Raw genomic sequence first — 16,427 nt, forward strand, 5'->3', positions numbered from 1 at the left:
ACATCGCGCAGCGAATTATAATGCGCTTAATGGAAAACCCTACCCAATTCGTCCAATGGCTGCGCTCAGTCGCGCCCTACATCCACGCCTTTCGCGGCAAGACCTTCGTGGTCGCCTTCCCCGGTGAACTCGTCAGCGCCGGGGCGCTGCAGGTGCTGGCCCATGATTTGTCCCTGCTGCATGCGCTGGACATCAATGTCACCGTCGTCTACGGCTCGCGGCCGCAGGTGGCGGAACAACTGGCCCTGCGTAACGTCGAAGGCCGCTTCCACAACGGCGTGCGCATCACGGATATCGCCGCGCTGGAATGCGCGAAGGAAGCCGCCGGCGAGCTGCGCCTCGATATCGAGGCCGCGTTCAGCCAGGGCTTGCCGAACACGCCCATGTCGCATGCGGCCATCCGTATCATTTCCGGCAACTTCATCACGGCGCGCCCGCTGGGCGTGATCGATGGCGTGGACCTGGAACTGACGGGCATCACGCGCAAGGTCGACGCCGAAACCATCCATTCCATCCTCGGTTCGGACGGCCTGGTGCTGCTGTCGCCGCTGGGCTTTTCGCCCACCGGCGAAGCGTTCAACCTGACCATGGAAGACGTGGCGTGCAGCGCCGCCATCGCCCTGCACGCGGACAAGCTGATTTTCATCACGGAAACACCGATGATGGAAGACGCGACGGGCGTGGAAATCCGCGAACTGTCGTCGCACCAGGCCGAAGCCGTGCTGATGGCCGGCTTCCTGCCCGACGCCACGGCGTTTTACCTGAAACATTGCGTCAAGGCATGCCACAACGGCGTCGAGCGCTCGCACATCGTGCCGTTCTCGATGGATGGTTCCGCCCTGCTGGAATTGTTTACCCATGATGGCGTGGGCACCATGATCAGCCATGAAAACCTGGAAAGCTTGCGCCAGGCCACCATCGAAGACGTGGGCGGCATCATCAAACTGATCGAACCGCTGGAAGCGGACGGCACTTTGGTCAAGCGGGGCCGCGAGCTGATCGAGCGCGAAATCGATTATTTCTCCGTCATCGAGCATGACGGCGTGATCTTCGGCTGCGCCGCCCTGTACCCGTTCCCCGCGCAAAAGATGGCAGAAATGGCATGTTTGACGGTCAACCCGGAAGTGCAAGCCCAGGGCGACGGCGAACGCATCCTGAAACACATGGAAAACCGCGCGCGCGCCGCCGGCCTGAACAAGCTGTTCGTGCTGACCACGCGCACCTCGCACTGGTTCAAGAAACGGGGCTTCGTACCGGCCACGGTCGACGATTTGCCGAAGGACCGCCAGCATATGTATAACTGGCAACGTAAATCCCAGGTTCTCATCAAGACACTGTAAAACTGAAAAAGCCCGGCATGCCGGGCTTTTTCTTTACTGAAACACCTTTACTGAAACACCATTACTTGATGTTCAGCGGGGCAAACGACTTGACCAGGTCGTCGAGCGCCTTCAATTGCGCCAGGAATGGCTCCAGCTGGTCCAGCGGCAAGGCGCTGGGGCCATCGCAGCGGGCGTTGTCGGGATCAGGGTGGGCTTCCAGGAACAGACCGGCGATGCCGACGGCCAGGCCGGCGCGGGCCAGATCCGCCACTTGCTGGCGGCGGCCGCCCGAGGCAGCGCCGCCGGGGTCGCGCTGCTGCAGCGCATGCGTGACGTCGAAGATGATCGGCAAGTCGTCGCACGTCTTTTTCATGACGCCAAAGCCCAGCATGTCGACCACCAGGTTGTCGTAGCCGAGGCAGGTGCCGCGGTCGCAAAGGATCAGTTGATCGTTGCCCGCTTCCTTGAATTTCTCGACGATATTGGCCATCTGCCCAGGGCTGAGGAATTGCGGCTTCTTGATGTTGATCACTTTACCGGTTTTCGCCAGGGCCACGACGAGGTCCGTCTGGCGCGCGAGGAAGGCGGGCAATTGCAGCACGTCCACCACTTCGGCCACCTGCTGCGCCTGCCATGGTTCATGCACGTCGGTAATCACGGGCACGCCGAACGCCGCCTTCACGTCCTGGAAGATGCGCATGCCTTCTTCCAGGCCCGGACCGCGGTAGGAATGGATCGATGAACGGTTGGCCTTGTCGAAACTGGCCTTGAACACATATGGAATGCCCAGTTTTTGCGTGACGCGCACGTATTCTTCGCAAGCGCGCATGGTGAGATCGCGCGATTCGAGCACGTTGATGCCGCCAAACAGCGCAAAGCTGCCTGTATTGCTGACATCGATGCCATGGACTTTCACTGAGGTCATAGGGATTCCATATTGGTTAATTATTACTACTTGGTTGGAAGAGGCGCCGCCAGCGGCTGGCGCGATAAGGCATCTTACTAGCTAGGGCGGCGCAGATCAAATTTGATCCAGCGCAAGGGCGCGGCAAACGGCGTGTCGCCGGGCCGCGACGGCCCCGCGAGGGCAGGCGCAAAGTGCCTTATAATCACGCTTTATCTCTACACTGATTCAGGAGCACAGATGGCCCGCACGATCCACTGCATCAAACTCAACAAGGAAGCCGAAGGACTGGATTTCCCGCCGTACCCGGGCGAACTGGGCAAGAAGATTTACGAATCCGTGTCGAAGGAAGCGTGGGCTGCCTGGCTCAAGCACCAGACCATGCTGGTCAATGAAAACCGCCTGAACCTGGCCGACGCGCGCGCCCGCAAATACCTGGCCACGCAGATGGAAAAGCATTTCTTCGGCGATGGCGCCGATGCGGCCATGGGTTACGTTCCACCTACGGAATAAGCTGTATCGCTTGCCCGTGACCACGTCACGGGCAGTTACGCCTTCGTTTCACGCCTTTCCCCGCCGTTTCACGGCACCGCCTCCCCGTTTCGTCGCAAGCCGCTCGCCGCCCACGCCGCCGGCTGGCACAGTACGTCCATCGACAACCTCACACCAAGGCGGACACCATGTTGCAGCAAATCTTCAGCCATACTCCCCTCTACGTCTGGGCCATCCTGGGCTTTCTCGTCTACCGCGGCGTGCTGGCCAGCCGCGCCCGCGAAGTGAGCTTGCGCAAGCTGTGCATCATTCCCCTGGTCATGCTGGCCCTGTCGCTGAGCGGCGTGCATGGCAGTTTCGGCTTGGCCGGCGTGGCGCCGTTCGCCTGGGTCGCCGGCGCCCTGGCCGGCGCGGCGCTGGCATGGTCGCTGACCGAGACAGACACCATCGTGGCCATTCCCCAGCGGGCCAGCGTGCAGCGTCCCGGCAGCTGGGTACCCATGATCTTGATGATGAGCATTTTCTGCATGAAATATGCGGTCGCCGTGACCCTGGCCATCGCCCCGGCCTATGCCCATGCGGCCGGCTTCATCGTACCTGTCTGCCTCGCCTATGGCTGCTTCAGCGGCATCTTCCTCGGCGGCTTGCTGCGCACCGTGGCCGTGTACCGCCAGGCACACATGACAAGCGGCCCGCAAGGGGCCGCCGTTTAACACATCTATGCCGGCGAACGCCGGCTATCATCTTAGTACGCCAGGGTACGCACGCCTTCTGGCATGCCCAGCAGGCAAACGTTGGCGCCGCGCACGGCGAACAGGCCGACAGCGATGACGCCGACGATCTGGTTGATCTGCTGTTCCAGCGCCACCGGGTCGGCAATTTTCAAGCCCAGCACGTCGATGATCTCGCCGCCGTTATCCGTAATGAACGCTTCGGTGGTGCCTGCCTTCAGGCGCAGGCGGGGCGTGCCGCCCAGCGCGGCCAGCTGGCGCGACACGGCGGCGCGCGCCATCGGCACCACTTCCACCGGCAGCGGGAAGGCGCCCAGGGTTTCCACCAGCTTGGAGCCGTCGGCGATGCAGACGAACTGTTTGGATACGGAAGCAACGATCTTTTCACGCGTCAATGCCGCGCCGCCGCCCTTGATCATGGCGCCGCTGGCCGTGATTTCATCGGCGCCGTCGATGTAGACGGCGATCGACTCGACATCGTTCAAGTCGAAGACGGGAATGCCATGGCCGGCCAGGCGCGCGGCCGTCGCTTCGGACGACGCAACCGTGCCTTTGATGCTGTCCTTGATCTTGGCCAGTTCATCGATGAAGAAATTGGCGGTGGAACCGGTGCCGACGCCGATGATTTCACCTTTTACTACGTAGTCGATGGCGGCGCGGGCTACGGCTTGCTTCAATTCGTCTTGGGTCATGGCATTCAGGCTAAAGTGAGGAATGGCGCTATTTTAACGGATTGCCAGCCCGGCCAGCCGGCCATCATGACCGACAAGGCGCCGCGATACAACAGGCAAGCGCGAAAACCTTGCCCTAAGGCAATTGCGCGTCCATTTACACTCTATGCCCTTTAAAATATGCGAAAATGGCACGATTGACCGATATGACGTTTCAGGAATAGCACATGAATCACAGTAAACAGGTACTTGTTGTCGATGACAGCCGGGTTTCACGTTTGATGTCGCATCAGTTCATCCTCAGCAAACATGCCGACTGGCAAGTGATTGAGGCGGCGACGGGTGAGGAAGCCCTGGAGAAAGTCAAGACCGCCACCCCTGTGCTGATACTACTGGATGTCAACATGCCCGGCATGGGCGGCATCGCGGCGGCGGAACAATTGCGCGCGCTGTGTCCGCAGACGCATATCATTCTCGTCACGGCCAATGTGCAGAACGCCACCCGCAACCGCGCCAGCGAACTGGGCGTCGGCTTCATGGAAAAACCGATCACGGAAACGCGCATCCACCAGCTGATCGAATCACTGGGACTGTGAGCATGGTCAATCTTTCCGAACTCGAGAATGATGCCCTGGTAGAGATATTCAACATCGGGGTGGGCCATGCGGCGGCGGCCATGAGCGAGATCGTGAATGAAGAAGTCACCATGTCGGTGCCGTCGATCACCTTCCTGAACCGTGCCGACGCGGCCGCCTTGCTGGGCAGCAAGAAGGATGGCGAACGCATCTGCGGCGTCAGCCAGCATTACGATGGCGCTTTCGCCACCGAAGCCATCCTGATGTTTCCCGAGGACAAGAGCCTGGAAATCGTGCGCCTGATGGTGGGCGACGCCATGCCGCTGCAGGAACTGACGGAGATGGAACAGGAGGCGATGAGCGAGATCGGCAACATCATCCTCAACTCCTGCGTCGGAACCCTGGCCAACCTGTTCGACAGCGAACTGCATGGCTCGCTGCCCCTGTACCACGTGGGCACCAGTGCGGAAATCCTGTCCTCGTTCGGCGGCCAGGATGACGAAGCCGTCGTGCTGATGCTGCATATCGACTTCGTGCTGTCCAAGCACCAGATCCATGGCTATGTGGCCTTCGTGCTCGACCTGTCCGCCCTGCACGACCTGAAACAGCAGGTCAGCCGCTACCTGGCCAAGGTCCTGGGACAGGCGTGACGATCATGCCGGATGCATTGCATCGACTCGCCCTGCTCGAGAGCATACTCGGCGCCGTGAACCTGGGCGCCATCGTGCTCGATGAACAGCACCGCATCGTGCTGTGGAACAGCTGGATGGCGCGCCACTCGGCCCGCCAGGCCGACGCCGTGCTGGGCCAGGATTTCTTCGCCGTTTTTCCGGAAATGCGGCACAAGCGCATCGATTCGGCCATCACCCAGGCCCTGCGCGACAATTTCCAGTCGCTGCTGTCGCAAACCCTGCACAAGGCGCCGTTTGCGCTGTACACGCATGGCGCGGCCACGGGCGGCAACGACGCCGAGGAACGCATGCAGCAAGCCATCGCCGTCACACCGATCAATTTACCCGATTCGCCGCGCCACTGCCTGATCCAGATCAATGACGTCACCATCGCCGTGGGACGCGAAAAGCTGCTGCGCGAACAGACCATGGTCTTGCGCTCGCAAACCTTTTCCGACGGCTTGACGGGCATCGCCAACCGCCGCCACTTCGACGTGGCGATCGAGAAGGAAGTGCGGCGCGCCATGCGCACCAGCAGCCCGCTGTCGCTGCTGATGATCGACATCGACCATTTCAAAGATTACAACGACCATTACGGCCATCAGCAGGGCGATGATTGCCTGATCCGCGTGGCGGCCGAGCTGGCCGCCATGCTGCAGCGCCCCACCGACTTGCTGGCCCGCTATGGCGGCGAAGAATTTGCCGCCATCCTGCCCGATACGGACGCGGCGCAGGCGCTGCGCATGGCCGAGGCAATCCGCCAGCATGCGGCCGACCTGCGCATTGCGCATGCCAAGACGGGCAATGAAGTCAAGCACATCACGGTCAGCATCGGCATCGCCACGCAGTACCCGCAGCAGCCGCTGGCCATCTCCGCCCTGATCGGCGCCGCCGACCGCGCCCTGTACCAGGCCAAGGGCGCCGGGCGCAACCGCGTGATGGCGCAGCCGCTATAAAAAAAGCAACGCAGGGCAAATGATTCCAGTAGACATCTTTACGGCGTGTGCGTAGACTCGTCACTGATTGCAGCAACAATAACAAGAATTTATCTGTGGTATCTATCCCTGCGCATGGCCCACCCATGCGGGACATGGCCAGGAGCGCTTGTGAATCTCGATCCTCCCCTCAAATCCGGCTTGCCGGGTGCCGGCATGGATACGACCATGGTGAACGGCATGCGCCTGCTGCTGTCGAGCGCCACCTTGCTGACCCTGTTCATCGACCCCGAAAGCGCCGGCAAACTGAGCAATATCACCTGGCTGATCTTTTCCGCCTACACCATGCACAGCCTGTTGCTCTATGTGCTGGCCCTGCTGGGCTTCAGCCTGCCGCAGGACATCCTGCTGTACTGGCTGGACGTGACCTGGTATGCGCTGATCGTGTTTGCCACCAGCAGCCACAACAATTTATTCTTCCTGTTCTTTTTCTTTGCCATCCTGACCTCGTCGTTCCAGCGGGGCTTCGAGGAGGGCGCGCGCATCACCCTGGCCTCGGCCGGCCTGTTTGCCGCCACCGCCCTGTTCGGCGAAACGGATGCTGAACTGTCGCGCCTGCTATTGCGCACCACCTTCCTGCTGGCGCTCGGCTACATGATCGCCTACTGGGGCGGCTCGGCCATCACCCAGCGCAGCCACCTGGCGCTGCTGCGCGATGTCAGCCAGCTGTCCAATCCGCGCTTCGGCGTCGACCAGACCATCACCTCGGTGCTGGAAAAAACCCGCAGTTATTTCAACGGCCGCAGTTGCCTGCTGATCATGCAGGACAAGGGCACGCGGGTCTGGTCGCTGCGCAGCGTGATTCATACGGGCACGGGCGTCGTGCATACGAGTTCGTTCCTCAGCGACGACGCGGCCAGCCCCCTGCTCGCTTTCCCGTACGACAAGATCGCCCTGTACAACCAGCCCGCCGGCCGCTGGCTGCCATGGTCCGGCGGCGCGCGCATGCTCGAGCCCGACAGCGGGCGCTGGCTGCGGCACGACGACGCGGCGGGCGGCCGCCTGGCCGAACTGCTCGAAGCGCACGCCTTCATCAGCGCACCGCTGCCCTTGCGCAATGGCAAAGGCCGCATCTTCATCGTGTCCGCCACCAGCATGAGCAAGACGGACGCCCTGTTTCTCAGCCATATCGGCGCGCAGGCCTTTCCCGTCATTGAAAACATCGATCTGCTCGACCGCCTGGCGTCGCAGGCGGCCTCGCGCGAGCGCGAAAAGATCGCGCGCGACTTGCATGACACGGCCGTGCAGCCGTATATCGGCTTGCGCCATGGCCTGGCCGCCCTGCGCAACGAAGCCACACCGGGCAACCCGCTGCTGCCGGAGCTGGAAAAGCTGATCATCATGTCGGGCCAGGTAATCGCCGACCTGCGCAGCTACGCGCGCACGTTCAAGAACGGGCAGGTGCAAAGCGAGCCGGAACTGCTGGTCGCGCTGCGCCGCCAGGCCACGCAGATCCGCGAATTCTATGGCATCGACATCGCCCTGCATATCGAAGGCGACCTGCACATCAACGACCGCCTGGCGGCCGAAGTGTTCCAGATCGTCAACGAGGGCATGAGCAATATCCGCAAGCATACGTCGGCGCGCCACGGCGCCGTCAAGCTGACCTGCGTGCAGGGCGCGCTGCACATCAGCATCGACAACGAATGCGCCGCCGCGCACGTCCCCGACTTCCTGCCCGACTCGCTGGCCGAGCGCGCCGCCGCCTTAGGCGGCACCGCCCGCGTCACGCATGGCATGCTGGGCAACACCTCCGTGCAGATCGAGATCCCCATATGAATGACTTACGCCACATCCCTCCGGCCGGCCATGTCATCAGCGTCATGCTGGTGGACGATCACAAGACCATGCTGTGGGGCCTGGAGCGGCTGATCGGCGGCGAGCACTCGGGCATGCGCGTGGTCGCCACGGCGTCCGACAGCGCCGAGGCGCTGGAGCAGGCGAAGGCGCTGCAACCGGATGTGATCGTGCTGGACCTGGACCTGGGCGGCATCAGCTCGCTGGCCATCCTGCCCGCGCTGGCGCAATGCGGCAGCACGCGCGTGCTGGTGCTGACGGCCAGCCACGACCAGGCCATCCTGGACCAGACGGTACTGAAAGGCGCGCGCGGCATCGTCAGCAAGGACGCGCCGGCGGAGATGGTCTTGAAAGCCATCGAAAAGGTGTACCAGGGCGAACTGTGGCTGGAACACGCAATGCTGGGACGTATGCTCACCCATCTGACGCAGCCCGGCGGCGGCTCGGCGCAAGCCATCGCCATCGCCAGCCTGACCCTCAAGGAAAGGAAGATCATCGCCGCGCTGGTGCACGGCAGCGGCACGCCGGCCAAGCTGCTGGCGGACCAGCTGTTCATCTCCGAACACACCTTGCGCAATCACCTGACGTCGATCTACCGCAAGCTGGGCGTGTACAACCGCCTGGAACTGTACGCCTACGCCACCAAGCACCAGCTGGGCCAATTGCCGCCCGGCGCCTGACGCCGCTACCCCCCCCCCGCACGGCCACTGCACGGCCGCGCACGCCCTTCCCCCGCAGCCCCCTGCGCCAGCCACCGGCATGGCCTCCCTTCGCCCGCGCGCGCCCAACTCGACCATGACAATTGTCACGAAAAAAACAAGCAGTTCCTCCTCACGATAAAAGGATGTTCTTCTGATGTAGATCAAGGTGCCGACTTCTATAGTGGCTCTACCGGAGTGCAAATCACCGCGCGGCCCACCACGACACGGAGCACAGCATGCGCTTTGACAAGTTTCTTCCGACAGCCCTGATCACCTATTTGCAGGGCAAGGAAAAGGCTGCGTTCTACCGCTATGCACTTGTGGCGGCCCTCATGGCGGTGGTCTGCATCATCGGACTGCTGGCACTGGGCGAAAGTCCATGAGTGCGCCAGGAAGCAACGCTGCCATGCCGTTTTACCCACCGCTGTACCTTAACCACCACCAGGAGTTGTCATGAACCTCATCAAAAACTTTATCCGCGAAGAAGATGGCGTCACCGCAATCGAGTATGGCCTGATCGCCGCCCTGATCGCCGTGGTGATCATCGCTGCCGTCACCATCGTCGGCACGCAGCTGAAAAAGACATTCAGCACCATCGGCACCAAGCTCACCGCCGCCAACACCGCTGCCGCCTGAGCACGGTACTCCGGGCTGGCACGTCGCCAGTCCGGTTACCGCCAGGTCAACGCCACAGGCAAGTTTCCCCTGCTCACCTATCAGAGGCCCATCGTGAAAACTCTTTTCAGCCGTTTATCCGACGAGTCCGCCGTCACGGCGATCGAGTACGCGCTGCTGGCGGGCCTGATCGCGGCAGTGCTGGTGATCACGATCACCCTGCTCGGTGACCAGGTCCGACTGCTGTTTGTCTACGTCAAGGACCAAGTGGTCCTGGCCCTGTCATGAATACCCTGCGCGCCTCGCTGCGCAGCCACCGCGCCCTGCTGCTGATCGTGCTGCTGTATGCCGCCGCCGCGGCACTGCTGGCCGGCGGCCTGCCCAGCGCCTCGGACACCCTCAACGTGCTGGCCGGCTTCCTCGTGGCCATCCTCACGGGTCCCGTCTTCATCCTGTGCGGCTACACAATCCGCGTCATGGTGGTGAAACGCCCGCACCGCCTGTGCCACTATCTGTACCACGATCTGCGCCGCTACCTGAGCAACGAGCGCCTGCTGCACGCGCTGCCAGCCATGCTGCTGATCCCCATATTCGCCTCCAGCTTCACCGTCTTCAAGGCCGCCATCCCCCGCCTGCATCCGTACACCTGGGATGCCAGCCTGTCCGCCTGGGACATGGCGCTGCATGGCGGCAAGGCCCCATGGGAAAGGCTGCAGCCGCTGCTGGGCCACCCGCTCATCACGGGCCTGCTCAACTTCAGTTACCACTTCTGGTTCTTCCTGTTCTACGCCATCCTGTACTGGCTCATCCTCGATACCCGCCGCCCGCTGCTGCGCATGCAGTTCCTGCTCAGCTTTGCGCTGACCTGGATCGCCCTGGGCAGCATCCTGGCAGTGCTGTTTGCCTCGGTCGGCCCCTGCTACTACGGCCACCTGCATGCCAGCGACCCGTACGCGCCGCTGATGGCCTACCTGCATGACGCCAACCAGCACGTCCCCGTCTGGGCCCTGCAAGTGCAAGACATGCTGTGGCAAGGCTATCAAAGCAAGGGCACGAACGGCGAATTGGGCATCTCCGCCATGCCCAGCATGCATGTGGCCACGGCCGTGCTGATGGCGCTCATGGGCTGGAAAGTGAGCCGCGCCGCCGGGCTCGCCCTGTCCGCCTTCGCCGTGCTGATCCTGCTCGGCTCCATCCACCTGGGCTGGCACTATGCGCTCGACGGTTATGTGGGCGCGGCCGGCGCGGCGCTGGTGTGGCGCCTGGTAGGACAGCTGCTGGGCAGCCAGGCCGCGGCACCCGCCATGAACCTGTCCACGGCGCCCTGCCTGAGCAAGGGAGGACTGACATCATGAGCGCCCGCCTGCCCATGCTGCTGTGCCTGGCCGTGCTGGCCACCCTGCTCGCTGCCGCGCTGTGGCACGACCTGCGCACGCGCCGCATCCCCAACCAGCTGGTGCTGTGGGGCACGCTGGCGGGGCTGATCCTGAACAGCTTCGTACCATCCGGCAACGGCCTGTTCGACGCCTCCTTCGGCGGCCTGGGCCTGCTGCAGGCGCTGGCCGGCGCCGGCGCCGGACTGGCCCTGCTGCTGCCCATGTACCTGCTGCGCGCCCTCGGCGCCGGCGACGTCAAACTGATGGCCATGTGCGGCGCCTTCCTCGGCCCCGATGCGGTGCTGGAAGCGGCCCTGCTGACCTTCCTGTGCGGCGGCGTGCTGGCCCTGGCCGCCGCGCTGGCAGGCCGCCGCCTGCGCCTGGTGCTGCGCAACACCTATCACATGATGCTGGGCGCGCTGCTGCACAGCATGGCCGGCGGCGCCGCCACGATCGCCGAACCGCCGCCAGCCACCGGCAAGCTGGCCTACGCCTTCGCCATTGCCAGCGGCACCGCGCTGCAGGTGTTCCTGCAATACCACCATCTGTGGAGCCTGCGCTGAAACGCGCCGCTCCGACGACCAGCCACCACAGGACCCGACCATGCACACCCTCGCCACCCTCTGCCACTCGCGCCACGCCAGCCTGTTCACCAGCATCGCCATGGCTTGCCTGTGGACCTTCTTCGCCAGTGCCCACGTGGTGGGCTACCTGCACGGCGGCGACTGGAGCTATTTACTGTTCTGCGCCGCAGAAACCCTCGCCGCCCTGTTCTTCGTCGTGCGCTCGGCCCCCGTCAGCGTCTCCACCGATGCGGGCGACTGGCTGCTGGCCATCGGCGCCACCTTCGCCCCCTTCCTGCTCTCGCCCGCCGATATGGCCATCTGGCCCGGCGCGCGCTACCTGCTGGCCCTCGGCAGCCTGCTGCAGATCGCCGGCCTGCTGTCGCTGAACCGCAGCTTCGGCCTGGTGGCGGCGCAGCGCGAAATCAAGACGGGCGGCGCCTACCGCGTGGTGCGCCATCCGCTGTATGCCAGCTACCTGATTTCCCTGAGCGGCTACCTGCTGGCCAATACCTCGCCCGAGAATGGTGTCGTGTACGTGCTGGCCATGCTGATGCTGGTGGCGCGTTTGCTGCGCGAAGAGCGCTTCCTGTCTACCGACGTGCGCTACCGCGTGTACATGCGGCAAGTGAAATACCGGCTTCTGCCATTCATTTTCTGACTTCGCCATCCGGCAAAAGGAGCGATCATCATGCCCGATACCTACCCAGAAGCGCCCGCAGACGGCAGCATCATGCCGGCCATGCAGCGCGCACCGCGCAACGTGGCTGAAACAGGCCTGCCCTTCCTGTTCCTGGTGGAACTGCTGGTGAAGGTCATGTTCTTGCGCGGCCAGATCGGTTTGCCGGCCCTGTCGTCCCATGTAAAACTGGGCGCCGGCGTGCTCGAACCGCTGCTGACCTTCATGCGCGCCGAAAAACTGTGCGAAGTGCAACGCAACGGCTATAGCGGCACGGACGCCGACCAGCACTATCACCTGGGCGACCAGGGCCGCCTGCGCGCAGCCGACTATTTGCGGCGCAATGCCTACAGCGGTCCCGCCCCCGTCACCCTGGCCCACTACAGCGCGCAGGTACTGGCGCAAAGCGTGGCGCACATGCACGTCACGCGGGAAACCATGATGCAGCAATTTCATGACGTGGTGGCCTGCACCTCGGTGCTCGACCAGTTGGGCGCGGCCATGAATTCGGGCCGCGCCCTGTTCCTGCACGGTCCCGCCGGCAGCGGCAAGACGTATCTGGCCGAGCGCCTGCACGGCTTGCTCAGCGGCACCATCGCCCTGCCGCACGCGGTGATGGTCGATGGCGAAGTGCTGCCCTTCCTCGATCCCATGCTGCACACGCTGGCCACCGACGTAGCGCCGCCGGCCGACCCGCGCTGGGTACGCGCCTGGCGCCCCACGGTGCTGACGGGCGGCGAACTGACGCTCGACATGCTCGACCTGCAATTCGATCCCGGTGCCCGCCTGTACCAGGCGCCGCCGCACCTGAAGGCGAACAATGGCATCTTCATCATCGATGACCTTGGCCGCCAGCGCTGCTCGCCCGTGGAACTGATGAACCGCTGGATCGTGCCGATGGCGCGCCGCATCGATTATCTGTCGCTGCACACGGGCTACAAATTCCCGGTGCCCTTCGACGTCATCGTGGTCTTTTCCTCGAACCTGGCGCCGCAGCAGCTGGCCGACGACTCCTTCCTGCGCCGTATCGGCTACAAGATCCATGTCGGCGAATTGAGCGGCTACCACTACGAAGCCGTGTTCCGCCACGTCTGCGAACAATTCGGCATGACCTTCAACCATGCCGCCTACCACTACCTGTTGCAGCTGCACGGCCAGCACGCGCGGCCCCTGCTGGCCTGCTATCCACGTGACATCCTGGCCCAGCTGTGCGACATGGCCCGCTATGAGGGCCGCCCGCCAAGGCTCGAAGCCGACGCGCTGCACTGGGCCTGGAACAATTATTTCGGCGCCGCCGACGGCTCCGCCGGCATACAGAACGGACCGGCTGCGGTCCTGCATAAAGGAGTATCAAAATGAGAAACGCACGCGCTCTGACGATGATGGCCTTCGCGGTCATCCTGGCGTTCGTGGCGGTCATCGTGGCCGCTCGCTGGATCAATGCCCAGGCTTCGGGCAATACCAACAAGGTCGCTGTCGCCCTGGTCGACATCAGCCTGGGCGCACGCATCGCGCCGGAAATGGTGCGCATGGTCGACTGGCCCAGCAGCGCACTGCCGCCGGGCGCCTTCAACGACCCGAAACTGCTCGATGCGCGCGTCACGCGCACCAGCATCCAGCTCGGCGAACCGATCATGGAAAGCAAGCTGGCGCCCCCCGGCACCCAGGGCGGCCTGTCGGCCGTGGTGGGCGAAGGCAAGCGCGCCATGACGGTGCGTGTCAATGACGTGGTCGGCGTGGCCGGTTTCGCCCTGCCCGGCAACTACGTCGACATTCTCGTCAACACGCAGGATGACGTGGCCAAGACGGGCTCCGGACGCGACCCCAGCATTTCAAAAATCGTGCTTGAACGCATCCTCGTGCTGGCCATCGCGCAGGAATCGAACCGTGACGACACCAAGCCCAAGGTGGTCAATGCAGTGACCCTGGAACTGACGCCCGACCAGACGGAAAAACTCGACCTGGCGCGCAGCGTGGGCACCCTGTCGCTGGTGCTGCGCAACCAGATTGAAGACAAACCCGTCAACACGGAAGGCGCCACCAAGACCAGCCTGCTGGACGCCAAGGTTGCCGCCCAGGTAGCCGCCCCCGCCCCCCGGCCAGTCGTGCGCCGCCGCATGGCGCAAGGGCCAACCGGGCCGCAAGTCGATGTCATCAAAGGGCTGGAACGCAGCTCCCAACAATTCTGAACAACGCCACGCTGATCGTCATCCGATCAGCACCACGAGGAGCATGCCATGAATACCATGAGCAAACTGAGCACAGCAAACGGAGGCCGCATCCTGCGCATGGCACTCGCCATCGCCGCCATCGGCGCCCTGATCCCGGCCGCCCATGGCGAAGCAGGCGCGCCTGCCACGTCGCCGGGCCTGTCGACCACGCCGCCGGGCGCCACGGCGTCGGCATCAGCTGCGGCTGCGGCAACCACGCCGCCGCCCAAGGTCGTGCGCCGTGCCCCGCGCATGAAACCCGTGGCGCAGCAAGCCATGCTCGATACGGCGGGCGGGCGGGCCGACCTCAGCCGCAACATGGCCCTGGCCGAAGGCAAGTCCACGCTGATGCACCTGCCGTTTCCCGTTGCCCGTGTCTCGGTGGGCGATCCGCGCATCGCCGATGTGATCCTGCTCAATACCACCGATGTCTACCTGCTGGGAAAATCCGTGGGCACGACCAACCTGATCGTGTGGAACCGCAACAATGAAGCGAGCATCATCGACCTGTCCGTCAGCATCGACGCCAGCCTGCTGCAGGCGCGGCTGGCCGAACTGCTGCCGAATGAAAAAGACCTGCACGTGACGGTGGCCGGCGACACCTTGATACTGTCGGGCGTCGTCAGCGACACCGTCAAGGCCGACCAGGTGATGTCGCTGGCAAACGCGTATGCGCAGCGCGGTTCGCGCCCCGCAGCCGGCGCCGCCGCTGCCGGTGCGGCGCCCGCCGCGGCCGGCGCCGCGCCCGACCCTTCGGGCGGGCCATCGGCCTCGCCGCGCGTGATCAACCTGATGGCGATCGCCGCGCCACAGCAGGTGATGCTGGAAGTGAAGGTGGCGGAAGTGTCGAAAACCCTGGTCGACCAACTGGGTGCGAACCTGGGCCTGAGCAAGACCATCGGCGGCTGGACCTATTCGCTGCTGTCGAACTTGCTCAGCAACAATCCCAGCAGCATCGGCGCCAGCAACAGCCGCAATGGCAATTTCCTGGGCCTCGATGCACAAAAGCGCGATGGCTTGATCAAGGTACTGGCCGAACCGAATATCATGGCCATCAGTGGCCAGGAAGCCAGTTTCCTCGCCGGCGGCAAGATCTTCATCCCCGTCAGCCAGACCAACAATGGCGGCACGCCCACCATCACGCTGGAAGAAAAAGAGTTTGGCGTGGCCGTCAAATTCACCCCCACCGTGCTCGAAGGGGGGCGCATCAACCTGAAAGTGTCGCCGGAAGTGTCTGACCTGAACAAGGAAGGCATCGGCATCACGGCCACCGGCATTTCGACCACCGCCATCCTGCCCTCATTTACCACGCGCCGCGCCACCACCACGGTACAGCTGTTCGACGGCCAGAGCTTCGCCATCGGCGGCTTGATCAAGAATAATGTGACCAGCAATATCAAGGCCTTGCCGGGCCTGGGCGAAGTGCCCGTGCTGGGCGCCCTGTTCCGCAGCACGGACTTCCAGACGGACCGTTCGGAACTGGTCTTCATCATCACGCCGCACCTGGTCAAACCGCTGCCACCCGACTACAAGCTGCCCACCGATCCGTACGTACAGCCTACGCGCGGCGACATGTTTATCCAAGGCAAAATGGAGGGTACGGCGCCGGCACCAGCCCCGATGCCGCAGCCGGCACCGCTGCCCGCGCCCGCATCCGCCCCGCCGCCTGCCGCCATGGCCGCGCCCGTGCCACCCGCCATGCCGGTCGCCACGCCCACGGTGACCAGCAATGACCTGCCGCAATACCGCGCCGTGCCGAAAGCCGATGCGGCCACGTCATCGGCCAGCATTATCGACGATCTCAAATAGGAGCATCCCCATGAAAACCTTCGCAACCACCCTGCCCCGCTGCCTGCTGTGCGCTGCGGCGATCGGCGCGCTGGCCGGCTGTACCGCCACCACCACCCCCGTACTCGACAGTCATTTCGGCGAGTCGGTGACCTTGCTCAAGCAGCAGCAAATCCTGTATCCGGAAGCCGTCTCCAACCGCAATCCCGTGCTGGGCCTCGATGGCAAGGCTGCCGTCAGCGGCTACAAGCTGTACCAGAAATCCTATAGCGCACCCGATCCGATTCCCGATGTGCTGACGATCGGCGTGAGCAAACGCTGAACCGTGCCCCATCCA

At 63.6% G+C, this 16,427-nt stretch carries 20 protein-coding genes; 18 read left to right on the forward strand and 2 right to left on the reverse strand.

Translation table 11 applies throughout. The features are described from left to right. Positions 1–29 precede the first annotated feature (29 nt). Positions 30–1,340 carry an amino-acid N-acetyltransferase gene (gene argA / locus O3299_RS14000; RefSeq protein WP_046685875.1) on the forward strand — a complete coding sequence of 437 codons (1,311 nt, stop codon included), beginning with the start codon at positions 30–32 and terminating at the stop codon, positions 1,338–1,340. Between the two features lie 61 nt (positions 1,341–1,401). Here the strand turns inward: argA and kdsA are convergent, their stop codons facing one another. Continuing rightward, the gene (gene kdsA, locus O3299_RS14005; protein ID WP_305062531.1) at positions 1,402–2,247 is read right to left on the reverse strand and encodes a 3-deoxy-8-phosphooctulonate synthase; all 846 of its coding nucleotides are present in this window, start codon (positions 2,245–2,247) and stop codon (positions 1,402–1,404) included. A 219-nt stretch (positions 2,248–2,466) separates the two neighbouring features. On the opposite strand from kdsA, the gene O3299_RS14010 reads away from it, so the two are divergent. After that, positions 2,467–2,739: an oxidative damage protection protein gene (locus tag O3299_RS14010; protein ID WP_034750797.1), complete on the forward strand. Its 273-nt coding sequence runs from the start codon at positions 2,467–2,469 to the stop codon at positions 2,737–2,739. 122 nt (positions 2,740–2,861) lie between these two features. Further along, positions 2,862–3,431 (forward strand): DUF6622 family protein, encoded by a 570-nt coding sequence (locus O3299_RS14015; RefSeq protein WP_370385302.1) that lies wholly within the window; start codon positions 2,862–2,864, stop codon positions 3,429–3,431. A gap of 32 nt (positions 3,432–3,463) precedes the next feature. Here O3299_RS14015 and rpiA read toward each other — a convergent pair whose 3' ends face one another. Beyond that, positions 3,464–4,141 carry a ribose-5-phosphate isomerase RpiA gene (rpiA, locus tag O3299_RS14020; RefSeq protein WP_077407708.1) on the reverse strand — a complete coding sequence of 226 codons (678 nt, stop codon included), beginning with the start codon at positions 4,139–4,141 and terminating at the stop codon, positions 3,464–3,466. 206 nt (positions 4,142–4,347) lie between these two features. Here rpiA and O3299_RS14025 point away from each other — a divergent pair, with 206 nt between their 5' ends. The 15 genes from O3299_RS14025 (at position 4,348) to O3299_RS14095 (ending at position 16,412) form a co-directional block, all read left to right on the forward strand. Beyond that, on the forward strand, positions 4,348–4,716 hold the full coding sequence (locus tag O3299_RS14025; RefSeq protein ID WP_077407710.1) for a response regulator: 369 nt from the start codon (positions 4,348–4,350) through the stop codon (positions 4,714–4,716). A gap of 2 nt (positions 4,717–4,718) precedes the next feature. Then, positions 4,719–5,345 (forward strand): chemotaxis protein CheC, encoded by a 627-nt coding sequence (locus O3299_RS14030; RefSeq protein WP_034786994.1) that lies wholly within the window; start codon positions 4,719–4,721, stop codon positions 5,343–5,345. Positions 5,346–5,350: 5 nt separating this feature from the next. After that, complete coding sequence (locus O3299_RS14035) at positions 5,351–6,322, forward strand: sensor domain-containing diguanylate cyclase (protein WP_305052885.1); 972 nt, start codon at positions 5,351–5,353, stop codon at positions 6,320–6,322. Positions 6,323–6,472: 150 nt separating this feature from the next. Next, the gene (locus O3299_RS14040; RefSeq protein WP_305052886.1) at positions 6,473–8,140 is read left to right on the forward strand and encodes a sensor histidine kinase; all 1,668 of its coding nucleotides are present in this window, start codon (positions 6,473–6,475) and stop codon (positions 8,138–8,140) included. Continuing rightward, positions 8,137–8,838: a response regulator transcription factor gene (locus O3299_RS14045; RefSeq protein WP_305052887.1), complete on the forward strand. Its 702-nt coding sequence runs from the start codon at positions 8,137–8,139 to the stop codon at positions 8,836–8,838. The genes O3299_RS14040 and O3299_RS14045 overlap by 4 nt, the downstream gene beginning before the upstream one ends. Positions 8,839–9,095: 257 nt before the next feature. Then, complete coding sequence (locus O3299_RS14050; protein ID WP_158300249.1) at positions 9,096–9,242, forward strand: hypothetical protein; 147 nt, start codon at positions 9,096–9,098, stop codon at positions 9,240–9,242. A 70-nt stretch (positions 9,243–9,312) separates the two neighbouring features. Beyond that, a complete protein-coding gene (locus O3299_RS14055; RefSeq protein ID WP_305052888.1) occupies positions 9,313–9,495 on the forward strand; it encodes a Flp family type IVb pilin in 183 nt (60 codons plus the stop codon). Positions 9,496–9,588: 93 nt separating this feature from the next. Next, on the forward strand, positions 9,589–9,762 hold the full coding sequence (locus O3299_RS14060) for a Flp family type IVb pilin (protein ID WP_305052889.1): 174 nt from the start codon (positions 9,589–9,591) through the stop codon (positions 9,760–9,762). Then, entirely contained in the window at positions 9,759–10,829 is a 1,071-nt protein-coding gene (locus O3299_RS14065; protein ID WP_305052890.1) for a phosphatase PAP2 family protein, read from the forward strand. The genes O3299_RS14060 and O3299_RS14065 overlap by 4 nt, the downstream gene beginning before the upstream one ends. Further along, on the forward strand, positions 10,826–11,413 hold the full coding sequence (locus tag O3299_RS14070; RefSeq protein WP_305052891.1) for a prepilin peptidase: 588 nt from the start codon (positions 10,826–10,828) through the stop codon (positions 11,411–11,413). The genes O3299_RS14065 and O3299_RS14070 overlap by 4 nt, the downstream gene beginning before the upstream one ends. 40 nt (positions 11,414–11,453) lie before the next feature. Next, positions 11,454–12,074 (forward strand): isoprenylcysteine carboxylmethyltransferase family protein, encoded by a 621-nt coding sequence (locus O3299_RS14075; RefSeq protein ID WP_305052892.1) that lies wholly within the window; start codon positions 11,454–11,456, stop codon positions 12,072–12,074. A gap of 30 nt (positions 12,075–12,104) precedes the next feature. Beyond that, positions 12,105–13,451, forward strand: a complete 1,347-nt coding sequence (locus O3299_RS14080; protein WP_305052893.1) for an ATP-binding protein — start codon at positions 12,105–12,107, stop codon at positions 13,449–13,451. Beyond that, positions 13,448–14,281 (forward strand): Flp pilus assembly protein CpaB, encoded by an 834-nt coding sequence (gene cpaB, locus O3299_RS14085; RefSeq protein WP_305052894.1) that lies wholly within the window; start codon positions 13,448–13,450, stop codon positions 14,279–14,281. The genes O3299_RS14080 and cpaB overlap by 4 nt, the downstream gene beginning before the upstream one ends. Before the next feature lie 48 nt (positions 14,282–14,329). After that, positions 14,330–16,111, forward strand: a complete 1,782-nt coding sequence (locus O3299_RS14090) for a type II and III secretion system protein family protein (protein ID WP_305052895.1) — start codon at positions 14,330–14,332, stop codon at positions 16,109–16,111. 10 nt (positions 16,112–16,121) lie between these two features. Then, a complete protein-coding gene (locus O3299_RS14095) occupies positions 16,122–16,412 on the forward strand; it encodes a pilus assembly protein (protein WP_305052896.1) in 291 nt (96 codons plus the stop codon). Positions 16,413–16,427: the final 15 nt, after the last annotated feature.

The sequence above is a fragment of the Janthinobacterium sp. SUN176 genome (assembly GCF_030587335.1).
In the GTDB taxonomy this organism is placed as follows: Bacteria; Pseudomonadota; Gammaproteobacteria; order Burkholderiales; family Burkholderiaceae_D; genus Janthinobacterium; species Janthinobacterium kumbetense.

What these genes read in the sequence shown, in the direction of transcription:
- argA (WP_046685875.1), top strand. Translation starts at nt 30, where the DNA reads ATGGAAAACCCTACCCAATTCGTCCAATGGCTGCGCTCAGTCGCGCCC.
- kdsA (WP_305062531.1), bottom strand. Translation starts at nt 2,247, where the DNA reads ATGACCTCAGTGAAAGTCCATGGCATCGATGTCAGCAATACAGGCAGC.
- O3299_RS14010 (WP_034750797.1), top strand. Translation starts at nt 2,467, where the DNA reads ATGGCCCGCACGATCCACTGCATCAAACTCAACAAGGAAGCCGAAGGA.
- rpiA (WP_077407708.1), bottom strand. Translation starts at nt 4,141, where the DNA reads ATGACCCAAGACGAATTGAAGCAAGCCGTAGCCCGCGCCGCCATCGAC.
- O3299_RS14025 (WP_077407710.1), top strand. Translation starts at nt 4,348, where the DNA reads ATGAATCACAGTAAACAGGTACTTGTTGTCGATGACAGCCGGGTTTCA.
- O3299_RS14030 (WP_034786994.1), top strand. Translation starts at nt 4,719, where the DNA reads ATGGTCAATCTTTCCGAACTCGAGAATGATGCCCTGGTAGAGATATTC.
- O3299_RS14035 (WP_305052885.1), top strand. Translation starts at nt 5,351, where the DNA reads ATGCCGGATGCATTGCATCGACTCGCCCTGCTCGAGAGCATACTCGGC.
- O3299_RS14045 (WP_305052887.1), top strand. Translation starts at nt 8,137, where the DNA reads ATGAATGACTTACGCCACATCCCTCCGGCCGGCCATGTCATCAGCGTC.
- O3299_RS14050 (WP_158300249.1), top strand. Translation starts at nt 9,096, where the DNA reads ATGCGCTTTGACAAGTTTCTTCCGACAGCCCTGATCACCTATTTGCAG.
- O3299_RS14055 (WP_305052888.1), top strand. Translation starts at nt 9,313, where the DNA reads ATGAACCTCATCAAAAACTTTATCCGCGAAGAAGATGGCGTCACCGCA.
- O3299_RS14065 (WP_305052890.1), top strand. Translation starts at nt 9,759, where the DNA reads ATGAATACCCTGCGCGCCTCGCTGCGCAGCCACCGCGCCCTGCTGCTG.
- O3299_RS14070 (WP_305052891.1), top strand. Translation starts at nt 10,826, where the DNA reads ATGAGCGCCCGCCTGCCCATGCTGCTGTGCCTGGCCGTGCTGGCCACC.
- O3299_RS14075 (WP_305052892.1), top strand. Translation starts at nt 11,454, where the DNA reads ATGCACACCCTCGCCACCCTCTGCCACTCGCGCCACGCCAGCCTGTTC.
- O3299_RS14080 (WP_305052893.1), top strand. Translation starts at nt 12,105, where the DNA reads ATGCCCGATACCTACCCAGAAGCGCCCGCAGACGGCAGCATCATGCCG.
- cpaB (WP_305052894.1), top strand. Translation starts at nt 13,448, where the DNA reads ATGAGAAACGCACGCGCTCTGACGATGATGGCCTTCGCGGTCATCCTG.
- O3299_RS14090 (WP_305052895.1), top strand. Translation starts at nt 14,330, where the DNA reads ATGAATACCATGAGCAAACTGAGCACAGCAAACGGAGGCCGCATCCTG.
- O3299_RS14095 (WP_305052896.1), top strand. Translation starts at nt 16,122, where the DNA reads ATGAAAACCTTCGCAACCACCCTGCCCCGCTGCCTGCTGTGCGCTGCG.